This window comes from Vibrio caribbeanicus ATCC BAA-2122 (assembly GCF_000165125.1).
Lineage (GTDB): Bacteria > Pseudomonadota > Gammaproteobacteria > Enterobacterales > Vibrionaceae > Vibrio > Vibrio caribbeanicus.
Map to the genome: position 1 here is coordinate 1 of NZ_AEIU01000025.1, position 16,180 is coordinate 16,180.

The window sequence follows — 16,180 nt, forward strand, 5'->3', positions numbered from 1 at the left end:
AATTGATATCGTGACTTACATCACAAATTCAAGACCGACTATTCTATTCTCTTAATCGAAAGTGTCAATCACTTTCTTGCTCTTACTCAAGTAAACTTGAGATGACATGATTAAGATTTTAACTTGGTGAAGCTTTCTAGCTACGCCGTGTCAGTGGATGCGCATTATAAGGGGTTTCTTTTGTATGGCAAGAATAAAAGGCATGTTTTTTTATAAAAACAGTTCGTTTGAACAATTAACCAACAACCTTTTATTTATGTCCAGCTTTGCATCAGCTTACCCATAAGATATCCACATTTTTCTGTGGAAAACTAATCATCGGTATCGAAAAAATAAGATATGCGTGACCTTGGATTAAGATATTCTCTAACTTTGTCCGGTAATTTACACGGTAGAATAGCATTAATGATCTTTATGTCCTTTTCGGCAAGGTCAATGATCGGAGCTTGAGTCCTTGGAACTGATGGGTCATAAATAAGAACATTAGGATAAAGAATGTTAGCCGCATTTACTGATATAACTAACCCAACCATCTCATTCGATAATTGAACAACAGTGCCGGGAGGATAAACTCCCATAAATTTGATCAGTAAACTAAGGTTCTCGTTGTTGTAGATGTGCTTGCAACTTTTATACAAGTGAGAGAGCGCAACATAAGGTATTTTTTGTTCGGAGACCACATTACTGTGACATAAATTGTCATAGGCATTAGCAACAGCAACAATTTGCGCAAGTTCATTGATCTCGTCTCCCTTTAACCCATCGGGATATCCGGAGCCATCAATATGTTCATGGTGCTGTGCGATAACAGTACGCGCACTTTCAGGAAACTCTTCAATATTGGCGGCAATCTCGAGACCATATTTAGTATGTAGTTTGAGGTAATTACTTTCAGGCTCTGTCAGTGCTGTTGGCTTGCGTAAAATCGCAGTTGGTACTTTTACTTTTCCAATATCGTGGAAAAGCGAGGCAAAAGCGACTTCTTTTATTTGCTCAGCATCCATCATTTTTGCCTTCGCAACCATCATAGCAATCACAGAAACATTCAATGAATGAAAGTAGATATCTTCGAACTCGCTTTTACCATTCATTAAGTGAAGTGTCACATTATCATCACTTAAAAGATTATCGACGACGTCACTCACAAGCTGCGCTGCTTCTTCTGCGGCTTGTTCAGGTCGGTTACGTATTTTGCTCATTACCGCTCGCATACGCGATAAGGAGCGCTCAAATTCCTTCTCACAACTTATAACTCGACGCCGATAAGCACTAAGTTTTTCAATTCTATCTTGCTTCTCTTGCCACAGCTTTTGCGTTTCTAAATCTACCTCTTGATCAACCTCTTCTTCTTTATCTTTATCTGATTCTTCCTGTACAGGCAGTGGCTGAGTATCACTTTGGCCTGGGTTGATGAAGACGTGTTTGATACCCAGATGACGGATCATGCGAATTTGATCTTCATCTTTGATTTTGAAACTATTAAATAGGAATGGATGCTCATTCCATTTGCAAGGCAACCGAATATGCAGTCCCGGTTGCAACCTGTCTACGGTAATTTTGATGCTTGTCACGAATGATATACAACCTATCTCTTACCAACTAATTAGTAATTTTAGATGATTGTTATGATGGTTCCACTATCAAGTTTATCATCTTTATAAAAGTCCAGTTTCAAACATTAAAACAAGTGGCTCTTGGTATTGTAAAAATCCAGCTTGCCACGCCCCAAAAACTGTTATCGGTTTGGGTAAAACCAAAAACCCAGTCTGCTAAGACTGGGTTTTTATTTATTTGAAACGAAATATTTCTTCGGTTTCCAACATTGTAAGAGAGCGAATTTGCCGCCAGACGTAATAAAAAATCCCGAGCATCATTAGTAAGCTTGGGATTGCAATAACGGGGTAACTATACAATGTCATCTTACCCAGCTCTTCGTTGAATGCAGCGGTTCCAGCTGGACTTGTTACTATCCATGTGGCGAGAAGGTAATTCATCACTGATGAAAAAGCAAAGGTCATAGAAAAAAGATAATTTGAGCGCATCAAGCAATTTTCCAACTCCCCTTCTTTTTTGGACTGAGCGAGCTTTTCTTTAATTAGGGGCATATTGAGCAACGTTGGAGTAAAAATCACTTTTTGCATAAAAGGATATTTTGTAAACGTTGAGCCAAGCACACCGAGTCCAATAAGACCAGGTATCAAGGCTTCCTTCAGTGCTAACCAACGAGTATCGAGTTCAAGTAAACCAATCCCCCCAGTTAAAAAGACACTGATGAATCCTAAAGCAGCAATAAAATTAAATTTCTTGTTGCGAACCAATTCCAGACCACCGTAAGCAATTGGGAACGAGAGTGCGACCACCAAGGCCATTACAGAACCAAGGTATTCATCACCACTCAATTTCATCAGTATAAAAGATGGTAAAAATACATTGAATAAAATTTCGAACAAGGGGTTCGATTTTTTCTGATCCAAAGCTGTCATAACTTCTCTGCTAGCTGGTTTTGTCAAAAAATTAGGTAGGAATTGTTCCCTGACAAATCCAGAATGTAAAGCACTTGTGTGTAGGTGGATGTAACGACATGTGACACGGTACGCGAATTCTTACCTAAGCTTTCTATCTGAAACTGATACGCCACTATACAGCAAAAAGTGCAAATGCTCACCAGGTATAATAAACCGCCCCCTTAAAAGTGCTTTGCTGCTTTTACCAAAGTTTTGCCAGAAACTTAAATATGCTCGCGCCCCTTACAATGCATACTAAAAATGATGATACAGTCGATACATTATAAAGTAATAAGCACTTAAACTAGCGCCTCATATCGTGGTTTGCCCCCCTTCGTTATCATAGCGTGCAGAAGAACTCACTTAAGTATGAGTTTATTTATCCACAATTCATAACCGCTTTGGTTCAAATGTAAGCCATCATTAGTATATTTTGACTTAAGCTGCTCACCTTCACTTACAAACCAATTGAGATCAACAGTTTTGATTGATTTAAGCTCTGCAAGATCATCAATTAATGAATTCAATTGCAGTATAATATCATTATTTCTCGAAATTCCATCAGTGTAGAGAACGTTATAGAGGAGGATTTCACATTGACATAGGGACAGTAAATCAATGATAAAATTTAAGTTAGTAATCACTTCTTCAACCGAAGCATTCCTTCCCAGATCATTAATACCGATCATCAGATGAATCGACTGAATCCCTTGTAAGTCATACTCTAACAAGCGTTCCAGTAACAATTTGCTGGTATCACCAGCAATCGCCCAATTTTCAACGTTATTGGATAGACTTAGATCATGATTTCTCAGGCCTGACATTATACTGTCACCGAGAAATACAACACTGGGATTTTCTGAAGGTACGCGGTGCTTTATTCCTTCATCAATTTTTTTATAAAAATTTTGTTCATTAATCGCGAAACTTTTTAACTTACGTAGCTCGCCATTAAAATAATGAAAATTGAGCCCGTAGGTTAAAAACACAGAAAGAATTAGTAGCTTTTTCATTGTAAGTAATTGTTCAGCTCGGTCATATCAAACTGTTGAAACAGCCATTTCGAACCATAAACAGACAGATGGTCATCATCAGAGTAAAGCAACCTACCATTGTCTGTAAGTAAATTCTTATTGGAAACATAGTCATATGGGTCGATAAATAAGACATTCAAATCCTCTGCTATCAGACGAATTCGATGGTTATAACTTGGGTATTTCTCGGATAGTAATATCGTTTCATTACAATCAAACCCTAGCCTTCTGCAATTGTAAACTCTTGATGGCTGATTCTTCCACAGAGGAGGTTGCCCCAAGACGACCACATTTTTTGTGATTTTCTTTGCCTCTGAAATCAACTGCTCAATGGTCGGCTTGGACTTATCAGAAAGTCCGTCCCACCGGAAAGATAATATAATAACATCCGCCCCATTTTTATTTTCATTATATGAATTTCTTACTGATTTACACTTTTCTGAGTTTGAGTTTAACCCGCAACCTCCTGAAGCATAGAGCTCCATTCTACTGTTGAGCTTATTGGCAAGCATATCGACAAAACTATAATAATGTTCAGCATGACTATTGCCATACAAAATAATTTTTTTGTCAGAACTCAGACCGCCTACACAGCCAAGGTTAACAAGATTGGGACATAGCTCCTTATCTATATGATTAAACGAATATTTTGCTTTAAAGTTATCTCCATCTAAGCGCTGTGGAATTCCTTTACTGGTTATCAATAGCAGTGAAATCATACCGGCAAACATTGATGGAAGGATGAAATAATAAAAACTTGCTTTAAGCTTTGATATTTTTACGTGACGTAATGGCCTTTCCACAAAGTAAAAAGATATTAAGCTAAGAAATAAAATGATGATGACAGAAGTAAATTGTACGATTAGTGGTAGTGAGCCATGATCTAGTTCAGTTACGAAAATGTAGCGAGAAAATGCCAGTACAGGCCAGTGAATAATGTAAAGAGAAAAAGAAACAAGACCAATAGAAACCAGAAGCTTTTGTGATAAAATTTTGGAAGCAAACGAGTCTTTGGATAGAATAAGGATAACAACAGGCAGACAAGCAATAAAACTTATAACTCCGGGAAAAACCATTTTTTTATCAACAAAGATTAATAAAAGAAATAGAGATATAAGCGCCATGTTACTGATAATTTCACTTCTAAAAGGACGAATAACCTTATCAATAAGAGCTATTGCCGTTATTGAGCCAAACAACATCTCTCCCATTCGAGTAATAATCAGATAGTAACTGATCTTTGCATAGTCAGGATTCGCTGACATGGTTTGCGCAACAAAAAAACTCACTAACAGTAAAACTATGAAAAAAGGTATGAGCTTAGTGCGAAAAAACTTTAAAACAAATATGATAATAATGGGAAGAATAAAATAGTACTGTTCTTCGACAGAGAGTGACCAGGTATGCAGTAAAGGCCATTCACCAGAGTTAGCAGAAAAGTAATCACCTGTTCGAAGTGCAAACTGCATATTTGCACCAAAGACCAATACACTTAGTGTTGATACTCCCAACTTATAATACTCATAAGGAAGAAGAATAACATAACCTGAAATTAGTGTGATAAATAGCACAAAAAATAATGCAGGAAGGATTCTCTTAGCTCGTCTAATATAAAAATCTCGATAACTAAAATTATTATTTAACTTTTGCTTATAAATAATGTTTGTTATCAAGTATCCTGAAATTACAAAAAAGAAGTCCACTCCCAAAAAGCCGCCGGTAAGATAGGATTCATCTATATGAAATAAAATCACAGCCAATACAGATATAGCTCTCAACCCATCAATATCTGGTCTATACGTCATCGCACTCATTGTACATCTTCACTCAAAAACTAAACTATCGATATATCACTAGGATATCACTCCAATTGTGCCAAATGTGAGAAACGAAATGCCTTGAACCATACTTATAATCTTGGCGCTCAAGCTAGGTAGGAACTTTTATCAACGAGATGTAGAATTCCAAACAAAAAAGCGTTGTAACTTTCTCGGAGACTATAATATTAAACCATTGACAGTAGTATGAAATTTATTAAATTAACCACCAAAAGTCCCCTAAAGGATAGGTATGTCATGAGAAAAAAAACAATATGAAACTGTAAAAAAATTAGCTTTCAGATTTTTTACAAGAATACTTGTTAGGTTATTATTTATACAAAATTAGTGTGATGTGTGTCTTTTATCGTTAAAAAACCAGATAATCAACCCAATCATTTAAAGGCACTAATGACTATTTCTGTTGTGTTTTATTTTTCAAAAAACAAAAATAAGTAGTTAAAGCTTTATAACTTATGGTACTGAAATAAATAAGCATCATATTTTATATTTCACCTTAAAATTAATTATTTCCATTACACTTTAAACCTATTTTAAATGGATAGTGACTCCACTTTTGAGACGATCTATCAAAAGCAACAAGCCCCTTATGGGCATGTTCTATTAGGTTTTCGCTTCTTTGAAATTTTCTCCGTACATTCATGGTCTTATAAATAGAATTAACCATGAGGAAGATCGAAAATGCAAACACTAGAGAATAACTCAAGATTTGACACTATAGGATACACTCTAGGTGTATTGGGTACGGCTTTAATTTTAGCGTGGATTGGAGTCTATAAATTCACATTAACCGAAGCCAAGCTCATTCAACCATTAGTTGAAAACCACTTCGCCATGGGTTGGCTTTACAAACTCTTCTCTATTCAGATAGTATCTAACCTAATTGGTGCAACCGAAATTGCTGTTGCCATAGCACTTCTTATCGGTATCAAACATCAGAAAATAGCGTACTTTTCTGGTATTGCCGCGACGATTATTTTCATCACAACACTTAGCTTTCTTTTCACAACACCGAACACATGGAAAATCTCTGATGGAGTATTAGTAACTAATTTCTTCTTACTAAAAGACATTCTTTTTCTTGCTGTATCTATCTCAGTAATAGAGCGCAATCGACCAAGAGGTTAAGCAACGAAAGATATGATTTAGAGCCCTGACGTTTATCAAGGCTCTTCCTAAACTATTTAACTAAATACTACCTAAGCTCTTTCTAAAAACAGGAATTAAAAGAGATGCACCATATTCACTCAAATGATCATCATCAAAGTAAACAGGTCGGCCATTTACATCCCCATAACAATAATTATTGTCACAGAAGTTATCCTTAATGCTAATTATTTTTACATTACATTTTGATTTCAAATCTTCCATTAATTTATAAAATAGATCATTTCTCTTTTCATATTCTTCAACTGATATCTTTACTCTAAAGTTCTCATTTCCTTTTAGAATTTCTTTTGCCATGGTTTTAGGAACATGGTGTTTTAGTTCAGGTGTTTGCTCTAATAAGAATAATGGATTGTTTTCCGATAGAGAACATAACGTATTAGTAAATGCTTCATTCATAGCACTTATATAATCATTATCTCTACTAATACTGTTTTTTATCTCAAAGATAAAGTAATCTGGTTTTTCTACTCTATGTTTTAAATCAGGTTCATTTGGACCTAAAATCATTGCCATATATCGATTATCAACAATTATTGGCACATTAGGATACTTTTTTATTTCATTAATGGCATAAGAGACAAAATCACCACAAGAGCTATCTATAACACCTTTTCTTATACTATAGAGACCTTCAATCGTTCTACAAGCCTGCATAGTCCAATCTAATACTTTTCTATTTTCAAGTGATTTTTCAACGCTACGAATAATACTTTGAGCATGACTATCACCGATAACAATAGCGCCTAAGTCTCCACTACCATAAATACATTCAGGAACTTTTCCAGAGCCTACATGGCATTCGTCTCTTCTTGGGTTTTTATTCATTGACTCTTTACTTGCCACCAGCACACTTTCTGGATAATGAGATTCAAACCCTCGAAAAATGAATATAACAGTACCTATAACACCAACAAAAACAGCCATAAATAATGGCTTACAAGTCAGGTAACCATATATTCCACTAAAGTAACTCCTCAGCCTAATACTTTCTACATATCTATTACTTATAAAACCAAGGATTACTGACAGGATGATTCCAGAATATATAAATTTTTCATCTAAAGAAAAATAGTATATCGCAACTACGAGAGGCCAATGCCAAAGGTAAATAGAATATGACCACTTACCTAATAATTGAAATAATCTATTACTAGTTACAATACTATCATTTCTCTGAGCTTGAATTAGCAAGAACGCACCAAAAACAGGAATTACAGCCAAGTATCCCGGCCACAAGCTTTCTTTTGAAATAAAGATATACGATACGATGATTAACGTTAATCCAGCCCATTCAAATACTTTCTTTCTACTCTTTGCTAGTTCTAATGGATAGAGGAATGCGACACCACCAATCATCATTTCCCACGCTCTGCTAAACAATAGGTAGTAAGCAGGGTTAGGCCATTGATAGGTTGCGATGACACTGAAGATAAAACCCAGCACAGTTCCAACCAAAACAGTCACTTTCATCATCTTTAACGACATAAACTGTTTCATAGCAACAAGAACTAATGGATAGATTATGTAGAACTGCCATTCAGCAGATAACGACCAAGTATGTAGAAGCCATTTCTCATGTGAAGCAGCATCAAAATAGCCAGACTCTCTCCAATATATAATATTGGATAAAAAACCCATACTACTGGCTACATGTTTACCTAATGTTTGGTAATCAAGTGGAGTAAGATAGAACCAACCGAACACTAGCAAAAACAAACAAAGAACCGCTAGCGCTGGTATGATCCTATTAGCTCTTGCAACATAGAATTTCAAAATAGAAAAGTTTTCTTGCTCTATCCCTCTGAATATTATTCCTGTCATCAAAAAGCCAGAAATAACAAAGAACACATCAACCCCTGCAAAACCACCGGGCATCCAACTTGGATTAAAATGAAATAGTACGACAGCGATAACAGCTATCGCCCTTAAACCATTTATATCTTTTCTAAACTGCACTAGCCCACAAACCTACTGACAAAATACTTGGTCGCATTTTATACTAATACTAAGACGGGACAAGGTTATCTTTGTCTTACTTATCAGACAGCTAGCGATAATGAACAAACCATTATCCTCAGTAATCGACAAATTAATTTCATCGTCAGCGGATTTTGCGTCAACGATATCTGTCTTGAGTACGCCGAATTTCAAATCATAAACGCCAAATACAACAAAGCCCCGACTTCTGTCGAGGCTCTGTCATAAAATATGGTACCGGTGGGCGGACTGACTGGGCTTGCATCCAAGCCGACACGCTGGATTTCAAATCACAAACGCCAAATACAACAAAGCCCCGACTTTTGTCGAGGCTCTGTCATAAAATATGGTACCGGTGGGCGGACTTGAACCGCCACGCCCGAAGGCAACGGATTTTGAATCCGTCGTGTATACCAATTTCACCACACCGGCATCTTGGGGACTAAGCCCTTTGATGGAATGCATTATACGTATGTATTAACGTGGTGCAAGAGGAAAAGTCTTTATTATTCATCGTTTGCTGATAATTTCACCACAAATTATACCCATACTGAGCAGACTGACACATCTTTCACAATCTGTCGTATTTATTAGTGTGGAAATTGTGAGGTCTGTATCGATAGTCACTTTTCATAAAACTGTAGAACCATTATCCTGATGAAATCCCTCTGTTGCACATGGTATTAACAATGACAATTAACGACCCGTTACCATCGGCTGGCTTATTGAGAAGAATGGGAGCGTTGCTTTACGATGGCCTAATCGTCATAGCCATCGAAATGATAGCAGCTGGGATCATCATCGCTATTCTACACGCTCTCATGGCTGCTGGGTTATTCGCCGTCGGTAACTACACTGATGTCAGTGACTTTCTTACCAATCACCCGATTTGGAGCCCCGTTTATACCTTCTACTTAGCTTCAGTTTGGGTGTATTTCTTCGTTTACTTTTGGACTAAAGCTGGACAAACTTTGGGTATGCGCGCATGGAAACTTCATTTGTGCAGCCAAGATGGTGCTCTCATAACGAAGAAACAAGCACTGATCCGCATTACAGCCTCTTTGTTTGGCTTAGCGAATCTTATCGTTCCTTTACACCCCAAGAAACGGGGTTGGCATGATATGCTCGCGGGGACGCAAGTGGTCGTTTTACCGAAAGCTAACTAACAAAAAAGGAGGCAGGGCCTCCTTTTTATGTTGAGTTCTGCGATTAAGATTACTCGAGATAAGAGAAATAATCTGCTAAAAACTCATCAAAGCTAGGAGCCTCAGCAGCTTCTAATTCTTGTTGAGCTTTCAAAGAGCGAGTGGCTTCCGCTTCCATTTCAGCAGCACTATAGACTTTGAAACTGTGTTTAAGGTGATGCTGACTGTACTCTTTACCCAGCTCACATCCTAGTTTGCCGATACCACCTGAACGTTTGGTGTCGGCGAGCAGGCGTCCTGAAATGGTTTTTTCAGGGTCATCAATCCAAGAGAGGAGTTTATAGCAAACTGATTGGTAGTCTTCTCCTCCAAGCGCTTGGTCCATTTTTTCTGCCACTTGGATAATTTCAATAAACACACGTTTAGCCCAGTCCTGCAGCGAAAGTACCTCCCCGTGACAACCTATCTGTAGAGGTAAACCCACTTTGCGCCCTTGAATGATGACTTTGTTCCAGTTCTCACGCCAACACGCTTGCTCACAATAATCCATAGGTTCGGAGTCAGTCAGTGTCGCCCAAGTAAGAAAGAGGTCCAAAAAGCGAATCTGATCTTCATCAATTCCTATTGCGGAGTATGGATTGACGTCCAAAGAGCGTACCTCGATATACTCAACCCCACCTCTTGACAATGCTTCTGAAGGTTTTTCACCACTGAGCGCAACTCTTTTCGGGCGGATGGGAGCATAAAGCTCATTTTCAATTTGTAAAACGTTAGTATTAAGTTGACGATATTGACCATCAACTTTAACACCAATCGATGCAAATTCATCAGAGGGAGTCCTGATGGCTTGATTTAACCCGTCAAGGTATTCCTCTAAGCTATTAAAGCCTATTTTTAGTGCGCTCTGTGCGCTGTTGGTGTATCCCAAGTCGCTCAAGCGCAATGAAGTGGCTTGGGGGAGATACAAGGTATCACCAATTTTACCAAAAGGCAGATCACTTTCGTTCCCCTTTACAAACGAAGAACAAAGTGCAGGAGAGGCCCCGAAGAAATAAGGAATCAACCAACCAAAACGATAGTAATTCCGAATTAGTGCAAAGTAGCCTTCGGACTTGGTTTTACAACGAAGCTCATCCGTTTGGCTACCATAAAGTTGATCCCAGAATGACTCTGGAAATGAAAAGTTAAAATGTACCCCAGAGATGATCTGCATTAGACTACCATATCGGCGCTTCAGCCCTTCACGGTACAGCGTCTTCATCCTACCCGAGTTAGAATTCCCATATTGGGCTAAATTGATCTGGTCTTCATCACCAACAAAGCATGGCATGGACAAGGGCCACATCTTTTCTTGATACAGCTTGGTTTGAGTAAAATGATGGATGTCTTGCAATTGTGCAGTCAACTCTTCAATGCTTGTTGAAATAGGAGTAATAAACTCCAACAAGGATTCTGAAAAGTCCGTCGTAATCCAGTTGTTTGCATAGGCTGAACCTAGTTCTACTGGATGAGGGGTCGTCGCGAGATGTCCATCTTGGCTGTATCTCAACGTTTCTCGCTCAATGCCGCGAATAAGGCTTTTGAAAACTTCAGGATCTTGTGCGACTTGCCCTAGCCGCTCAGCAAATTGAGTCAAAATGATATCGCCTATGTTTGCAATTTGGATATTACGCCAAATCGTCTCTATCAATTATTAAGAGGCGACTCATATCGCCCCATCAAGATGATTTATGTTATGTGTACTCTACCGGATGATTTCAAGCTCTTCTATCGGAATGTTTAAACTTTCTAACTGTGGTCTTAAGCTTTTTGCATCACCAACAACAATAATCTGATAATCGTTTGGATCAAACCATTTAGCCGCTAATCCATTAAGCTCTGATTTATCAATCGTTTCCACGATCTGGTTTCGTTGCTGCAAATAATCCTCATCTAATCCATAGCTTAAAATACCACTGAGCAAGTTGGCCTTTTGAGAAGGTGTTTCATATTTTAACGCATCCTGCTGACCAATGGCCAAGCGCATAAATTGAATTTCACCATCCGTCATACCCGTTTGTGCGTATTTCTCGAGCTCCTTACGCATTTCAATAATTGATGGAACAGTAGCATTCGCTCTAACTTGAGCAGAAAAGACGATGGCTCCAACTTCGCGGCTCGACGCTAAATAGCCTGTTGCTCCATAGGTGTAGGCTTTATCTTCACGCAAATTTTGGTTTAAACGACTGTTGAAGTTACCCGCCAAATTAAAGTTCGCCAACTCAGTCAAATAACCTTCCCCAGTTGCCTCAAAAGGTAACCCTTTTCGCACCATACGAACAATACTTTGAGGTGCGCCGGGTTTATCAACAAGGTAGATAGTATTTTGTAACTTTTCTTTAACAACCTGAGGGCGTAGCAATGGTGCAGGTTCCCCTTTCCATTGTTCAATAAAGTTCAATTCTTGCTTAACTTGACGTGGGCTTATATCTCCAACGACCACAATTTGCGATCCTTGTGGTGTGTAATGTTTTAGATAAAAATCCTTAACGTCATCAAGTGTCAGACCTTCGACTGACGCTTCAGTACCATCACTAGAGCGTTCATAAACCGTCCCAGAGAAAAGTACTTGGCGAGTTGCTTGAGATGCCATCCAAACGGGCTTTTGATGTTGATAGACGAGACCTTCAAGCATTTGATTTTTGATTCGCACAAAGTCTTCATGGTGAAAAGCAGGCTTAAATAACATTTCCTCGACGATCGATAATGTTTCCTTGAGATTCTTCTCCAAACTAGAAATGGAAATGCTCGTTGTATAATTGCCTGACTCAATAGAAATAACGCTGCCTAATTTATCCAAACGAGCCTGGATTTGCTCAAGACTCGAGTCTTTCGTTGCCTCTTGCATCATCGCTGCTGTGAGATCGGCAAGGCCCTCTTTACCTTTGGCAACATACCTTTCACCAGCCGGCAAATTGATTTCGATTTGCACTGTCGGTGTTTCAACGCTTGCGGTACCAAGGAGTTCTGCACCATTGTCAAAATGAACTCGATAAAGACTCGGCATATGCGCTTTGACACTTGTCGCGACTTTAGGCATAACAGAACGATCAAAGTCGATTGGTGCTTGACGGTACCCTAACTGCGTCTCAGTCGTTGTATCATATTTTGGTAAGGTCCGCTTCGGAGTGCTAAAGGTCGCTGCTCTAACAGCAAGCTCGGTATGTTTCTTAGGAACAACGCTCAAAATCACTTTATTATGCCCATTTATATAAGACTTATACGCGGCCATAATCGAGTCTGGAGTAACCTTAAGTAGTTGATCTAGTTGTTCTTGTATTCGGTCTGGTTTGGAGAAAAACGTCTCATTTGACGCCAACTGAGAGACTTTTCCACTCACACTTTGCAAAGCGAAAACAGATTCTGCTTCAGCCATTCCTTTGATTTGTGCTAGCCTTTCCTTCTCAACCCCATTTGCCTCAAAGTCATTTAATATCTGCATAATTTCGTTGTACAGAGGTTTAAGCGCCGCATTCTTACCTGAAGGTGCCATTGCATAAACATAAAATGTACAAGCCAATTCACCACAATCTTGAAATGCGCCTGCATCAACTGCTTTTTGAGTTTTTACCAACTTTTGATACAGAAGGCTATTTGCACCGTTGCCCAATACATTAGCTAAAGTATCAAGCGAAGTTTGATTCTCAGCACCGGAATATAAAGTCGGCCACCCGATCAACAACATGGGTTGTTGAATACGATCTTCGAGGGTAATGTAACGGTCTTCTGTTAACTTGGCTGGCTGCTTAGGTGCATTATTCACCTCTGGACCTGCAGGAATACTGCCAAAGTACTTGTTGACCCATTTCAGTGTTTGTTGAACGTCAATATCGCCACCTATGGTCAATACGGCATTATTTGGTCCGTACCAACGCAAGAAAAATGCTTTCAGGTCATTAACATTAACTTTGTCTAAGTCTTCAACATAACCTATGGTTTGCCATGAGTATGGATGTCCCTCTGGATACAAAGCCTCACCCATTTTTTCCCACATTAAACCGTAAGGACGGTTATCATAGCGCTGAGCTCTCTCGTTTTTAACCGTGCCACGCTGCACTTCAAACTTTTTCTGGGAGACTGCATCTAGAAGAAACCCCATCCTGTCGGACTCTAACCACAATACTTTTTCTAATTGATTGGCTGGAACCGTTTCATAGTAATTAGTACGATCACGATTTGTAGATCCATTAAGCGTTCCACCTGCTTCAGTAATGATCTTGAAATGCTCTTGATCTCCAACGTGTTCACTCCCTTGGAACATCATATGCTCAAAAAAGTGTGCGAAACCAGATTTACCAATTTCTTCACGCGCAGAGCCAACATGATAAGTAACATCAACATGTACCAAAGGATCAGAGCGATCCGGCGACAAAATAACAGTAAGACCATTATCGAGCTTATATTTAGAATATGGGATGGTTGCTTTACCTTGTTCTGCTTCCTTTTGTTCCACTAAACTCACACCGTGGGGCAGTGATGAGAAAAAAGGAACAGAAGGAAAATTATTCGACGAACAACCATATACAAACAATGAAACAATAGTACCAAGCAGAACTTTTCTCATAACATCCTCTTAGAAAAATCCATAAAATATAGCAGCCAGCAAGCTGTATCTTAAAGCCTTACCGATAAAGATAATTCCCAGACACTGCCAAAAGCGCATTCGCAGCCAACCTGCTGCTAAACATAAAGGATCACCAATAACTGGTAACCAACTAAAAAAAAGCGACCAGTAGCCGTATTTATTCAACCATTTTAGGGCCTTGTTCGCTTGGCTCTCTTTATCCAAACGACTGGGTAAACACCAACCTAGCCCATAATTAGTCATGCCACCTAAGGTATTACCTAGTGTGGCGACCAATACAACAGACAATGGGGTAAATTGCTTAAGATTTAAAACCGCGAGCAGGCCTGCTTCAGACCCACCTGGTAACAAGGTCGCACTCAAGAAGCCACTAAAAAATAACACCCAGAGTGCAGAATCGGAAAACCAAAGTGCGAGAGACTGAAAGGCGTCATTAAAGGCCGCTAACATTGCATGTTCAACAAAATTTTTCCTCTTGTATGCCCTGTCTCTATTTGTTTGTGAGCTTCAGCCACTTTATCCATAGGATAAACTTCTTGAATTTCGGTTTTTAAAAGACCGACACTGACCATATACAACAAAGCATCAAGCTGCTGTGGATTAGGATCTACGACCATACCTGTCGCTTCAAACCCAAGCAAGTGCGCTTTTTCACAAATATGCTCTGCACTTAACGTCGGCACAGTGACAACTTTTGCTCCATCTTTAAGACATTTAAGAGCATCAAGAGCAGCATCACCGCCAATCAAGTCTATCAAAACATCTGCTTCTTCCACACGTTCAGACACTGGAGCAAACTGATAGTTCACTGCGTGCGCTCCTAATGTTGCCATGTAGTCCAAATTGGACTCACTGCATGTGGTAAAGACCTCGACCTTAGCGGCAATAGCAACCTGAATAGCAATATGTCCAACACCACCAGCTCCCGCTAAGATCAAAACTCGTTGGCCTTCTTGTACACCCGCTTTATCAAGCGCTTGAACTGCAGTTTGTCCAGCAAGCGGCAAGGCCGCAGCCGCTTCCATGGTAATTGCATCAGGTACTAAACTCAGAGTGTCTTCTGCAACACAAACGTACTGGCTGTAACCTCCTCCATCGAGAGGAAACCCGATAAAGCCTGCAACAGTATCACCTATCTCAAATCTCTGACATCCGTGTCCAGAGGCGACAATTTTTCCCGAAATATCATAGCCGGGAACCCATGGAAGGTTTCCTTTGTTTTTCGCTGCAGCCCAACCAACCCCAGCTCGTGTTTTAACATCAATAGGGTTAATGCCCGAAAAACAAACTTTTACTAATACTTCTCCTTCCCGAGGTTCAGGAATTGATGCCATTTGAGTCGTCAATACTTCTGGTCCACCGAATTGAGATATGATGATCTGTTTATTTTCCATTTGCGTCACTTCCCTATAAATAAAAAGGATGCAAAAAAGCATCTCTTTGAATATATACTATTTATTACTGATTAGTTAACCAGATAGAGACAAATTCATCTACTTTTTACATAATTATTCAACCCAGGCACTATTGGTCCTCAACTTGAACAATAAAACAGAACTGCTCACAACCTCAATACGTTACCCCGTCTGCTGATTTAGAAAGTATACGCAAGGATTCTGTATTTAAAAATAGAGTAAGTATGAGTATGAAGAGATATGAAACTACAGCGTATTGCCACAATACGTGTAAATATGCCAACCTGCTAAAAATCGAACGTTTAAGTCAATCAAAGAGCCTTGATTAGCTAAGCCCAAAATATTCCACTACAACATCGGATTTACCCTTGCCAATCAAAATAAAGTTGGGAGTCGAAAGGAAATAAAAAAAGCCTTGTCTTTGTATGACAAGGCCTTATGAATATGGCGCGCTCGGAAGGATTCGAACCTTC

General features: G+C 39.1%; 11 protein-coding genes and 1 tRNA gene. 2 read left to right on the forward strand and 10 right to left on the reverse strand.

What is annotated here, in order from left to right:
- Positions 1–311: 311 nt before the first annotated feature.
- The 4 genes from RH40_RS02875 to RH40_RS02890 all read right to left on the reverse strand — a co-directional run bounded on the left by RH40_RS02875 (position 312) and on the right by RH40_RS02890 (position 5,352).
- On the reverse strand, positions 312–1,571 hold the full coding sequence (locus RH40_RS02875) for a cyclic di-GMP phosphodiesterase (protein WP_009599812.1): 1,260 nt from the start codon (positions 1,569–1,571) through the stop codon (positions 312–314).
- Between the two features lie 216 nt (positions 1,572–1,787).
- Entirely contained in the window at positions 1,788–2,483 is a 696-nt protein-coding gene (locus RH40_RS02880; RefSeq protein ID WP_009599813.1) for a VC0807 family protein, read from the reverse strand.
- 380 nt (positions 2,484–2,863) lie between these two features.
- Positions 2,864–3,517: a GDSL-type esterase/lipase family protein gene (locus tag RH40_RS02885; protein WP_009599814.1), complete on the reverse strand. Its 654-nt coding sequence runs from the start codon at positions 3,515–3,517 to the stop codon at positions 2,864–2,866.
- Entirely contained in the window at positions 3,514–5,352 is a 1,839-nt protein-coding gene (locus RH40_RS02890) for an acyltransferase family protein (RefSeq protein ID WP_009599815.1), read from the reverse strand. The genes RH40_RS02885 and RH40_RS02890 overlap by 4 nt, the downstream gene beginning before the upstream one ends.
- 705 nt (positions 5,353–6,057) lie before the next feature.
- On the opposite strand from RH40_RS02890, the gene RH40_RS02895 reads away from it, so the two are divergent.
- Positions 6,058–6,504 carry a DUF417 family protein gene (locus RH40_RS02895; RefSeq protein WP_009599816.1) on the forward strand — a complete coding sequence of 149 codons (447 nt, stop codon included), beginning with the start codon at positions 6,058–6,060 and terminating at the stop codon, positions 6,502–6,504.
- Between the two features lie 60 nt (positions 6,505–6,564).
- On the opposite strand, the gene RH40_RS02900 is transcribed toward RH40_RS02895, so the two are convergent.
- The gene (locus RH40_RS02900) at positions 6,565–8,502 is read right to left on the reverse strand and encodes an acyltransferase family protein (protein WP_009599817.1); all 1,938 of its coding nucleotides are present in this window, start codon (positions 8,500–8,502) and stop codon (positions 6,565–6,567) included.
- Positions 8,503–8,870: 368 nt separating this feature from the next.
- Positions 8,871–8,955 (reverse strand) — tRNA-Leu (locus RH40_RS02905).
- A gap of 257 nt (positions 8,956–9,212) precedes the next feature.
- Between RH40_RS02905 and RH40_RS02910 the strand changes: the two genes are divergently transcribed.
- The gene (locus tag RH40_RS02910; protein WP_009599818.1) at positions 9,213–9,689 is read left to right on the forward strand and encodes an RDD family protein; all 477 of its coding nucleotides are present in this window, start codon (positions 9,213–9,215) and stop codon (positions 9,687–9,689) included.
- A 49-nt stretch (positions 9,690–9,738) separates the two neighbouring features.
- Here the strand turns inward: RH40_RS02910 and gshA are convergent, their stop codons facing one another.
- The 4 genes from gshA to RH40_RS02930 form a co-directional block, all read right to left on the reverse strand.
- Positions 9,739–11,304 carry a glutamate--cysteine ligase gene (gene gshA / locus RH40_RS02915; protein WP_009599819.1) on the reverse strand — a complete coding sequence of 522 codons (1,566 nt, stop codon included), beginning with the start codon at positions 11,302–11,304 and terminating at the stop codon, positions 9,739–9,741.
- Positions 11,305–11,412: 108 nt separating this feature from the next.
- Positions 11,413–14,271, reverse strand: a complete 2,859-nt coding sequence (locus RH40_RS02920; RefSeq protein ID WP_009599820.1) for a M16 family metallopeptidase — start codon at positions 14,269–14,271, stop codon at positions 11,413–11,415.
- 9 nt (positions 14,272–14,280) lie between these two features.
- A complete protein-coding gene (locus RH40_RS02925) occupies positions 14,281–14,742 on the reverse strand; it encodes a YqaA family protein (RefSeq protein ID WP_009599821.1) in 462 nt (153 codons plus the stop codon).
- Positions 14,736–15,686 (reverse strand): NADP-dependent oxidoreductase, encoded by a 951-nt coding sequence (locus RH40_RS02930; protein WP_009599822.1) that lies wholly within the window; start codon positions 15,684–15,686, stop codon positions 14,736–14,738. The genes RH40_RS02925 and RH40_RS02930 overlap by 7 nt, the downstream gene beginning before the upstream one ends.
- Positions 15,687–16,180 lie beyond the last annotated feature (494 nt).

Coding starts and splice junctions, on each gene's coding strand:
- RH40_RS02890 (WP_009599815.1), bottom strand. CDS start 5,352: ATGAGTGCGATGACGTATAGACCAGATATTGATGGGTTGAGAGCTATA.
- RH40_RS02920 (WP_009599820.1), bottom strand. CDS start 14,271: ATGAGAAAAGTTCTGCTTGGTACTATTGTTTCATTGTTTGTATATGGT.
- RH40_RS02930 (WP_009599822.1), bottom strand. CDS start 15,686: ATGGAAAATAAACAGATCATCATATCTCAATTCGGTGGACCAGAAGTA.
- RH40_RS02880 (WP_009599813.1), bottom strand. CDS start 2,483: ATGACAGCTTTGGATCAGAAAAAATCGAACCCCTTGTTCGAAATTTTA.
- RH40_RS02895 (WP_009599816.1), top strand. CDS start 6,058: ATGCAAACACTAGAGAATAACTCAAGATTTGACACTATAGGATACACT.
- RH40_RS02925 (WP_009599821.1), bottom strand. CDS start 14,742: ATGTTAGCGGCCTTTAATGACGCCTTTCAGTCTCTCGCACTTTGGTTT.
- RH40_RS02885 (WP_009599814.1), bottom strand. CDS start 3,517: ATGAAAAAGCTACTAATTCTTTCTGTGTTTTTAACCTACGGGCTCAAT.
- RH40_RS02910 (WP_009599818.1), top strand. CDS start 9,213: ATGACAATTAACGACCCGTTACCATCGGCTGGCTTATTGAGAAGAATG.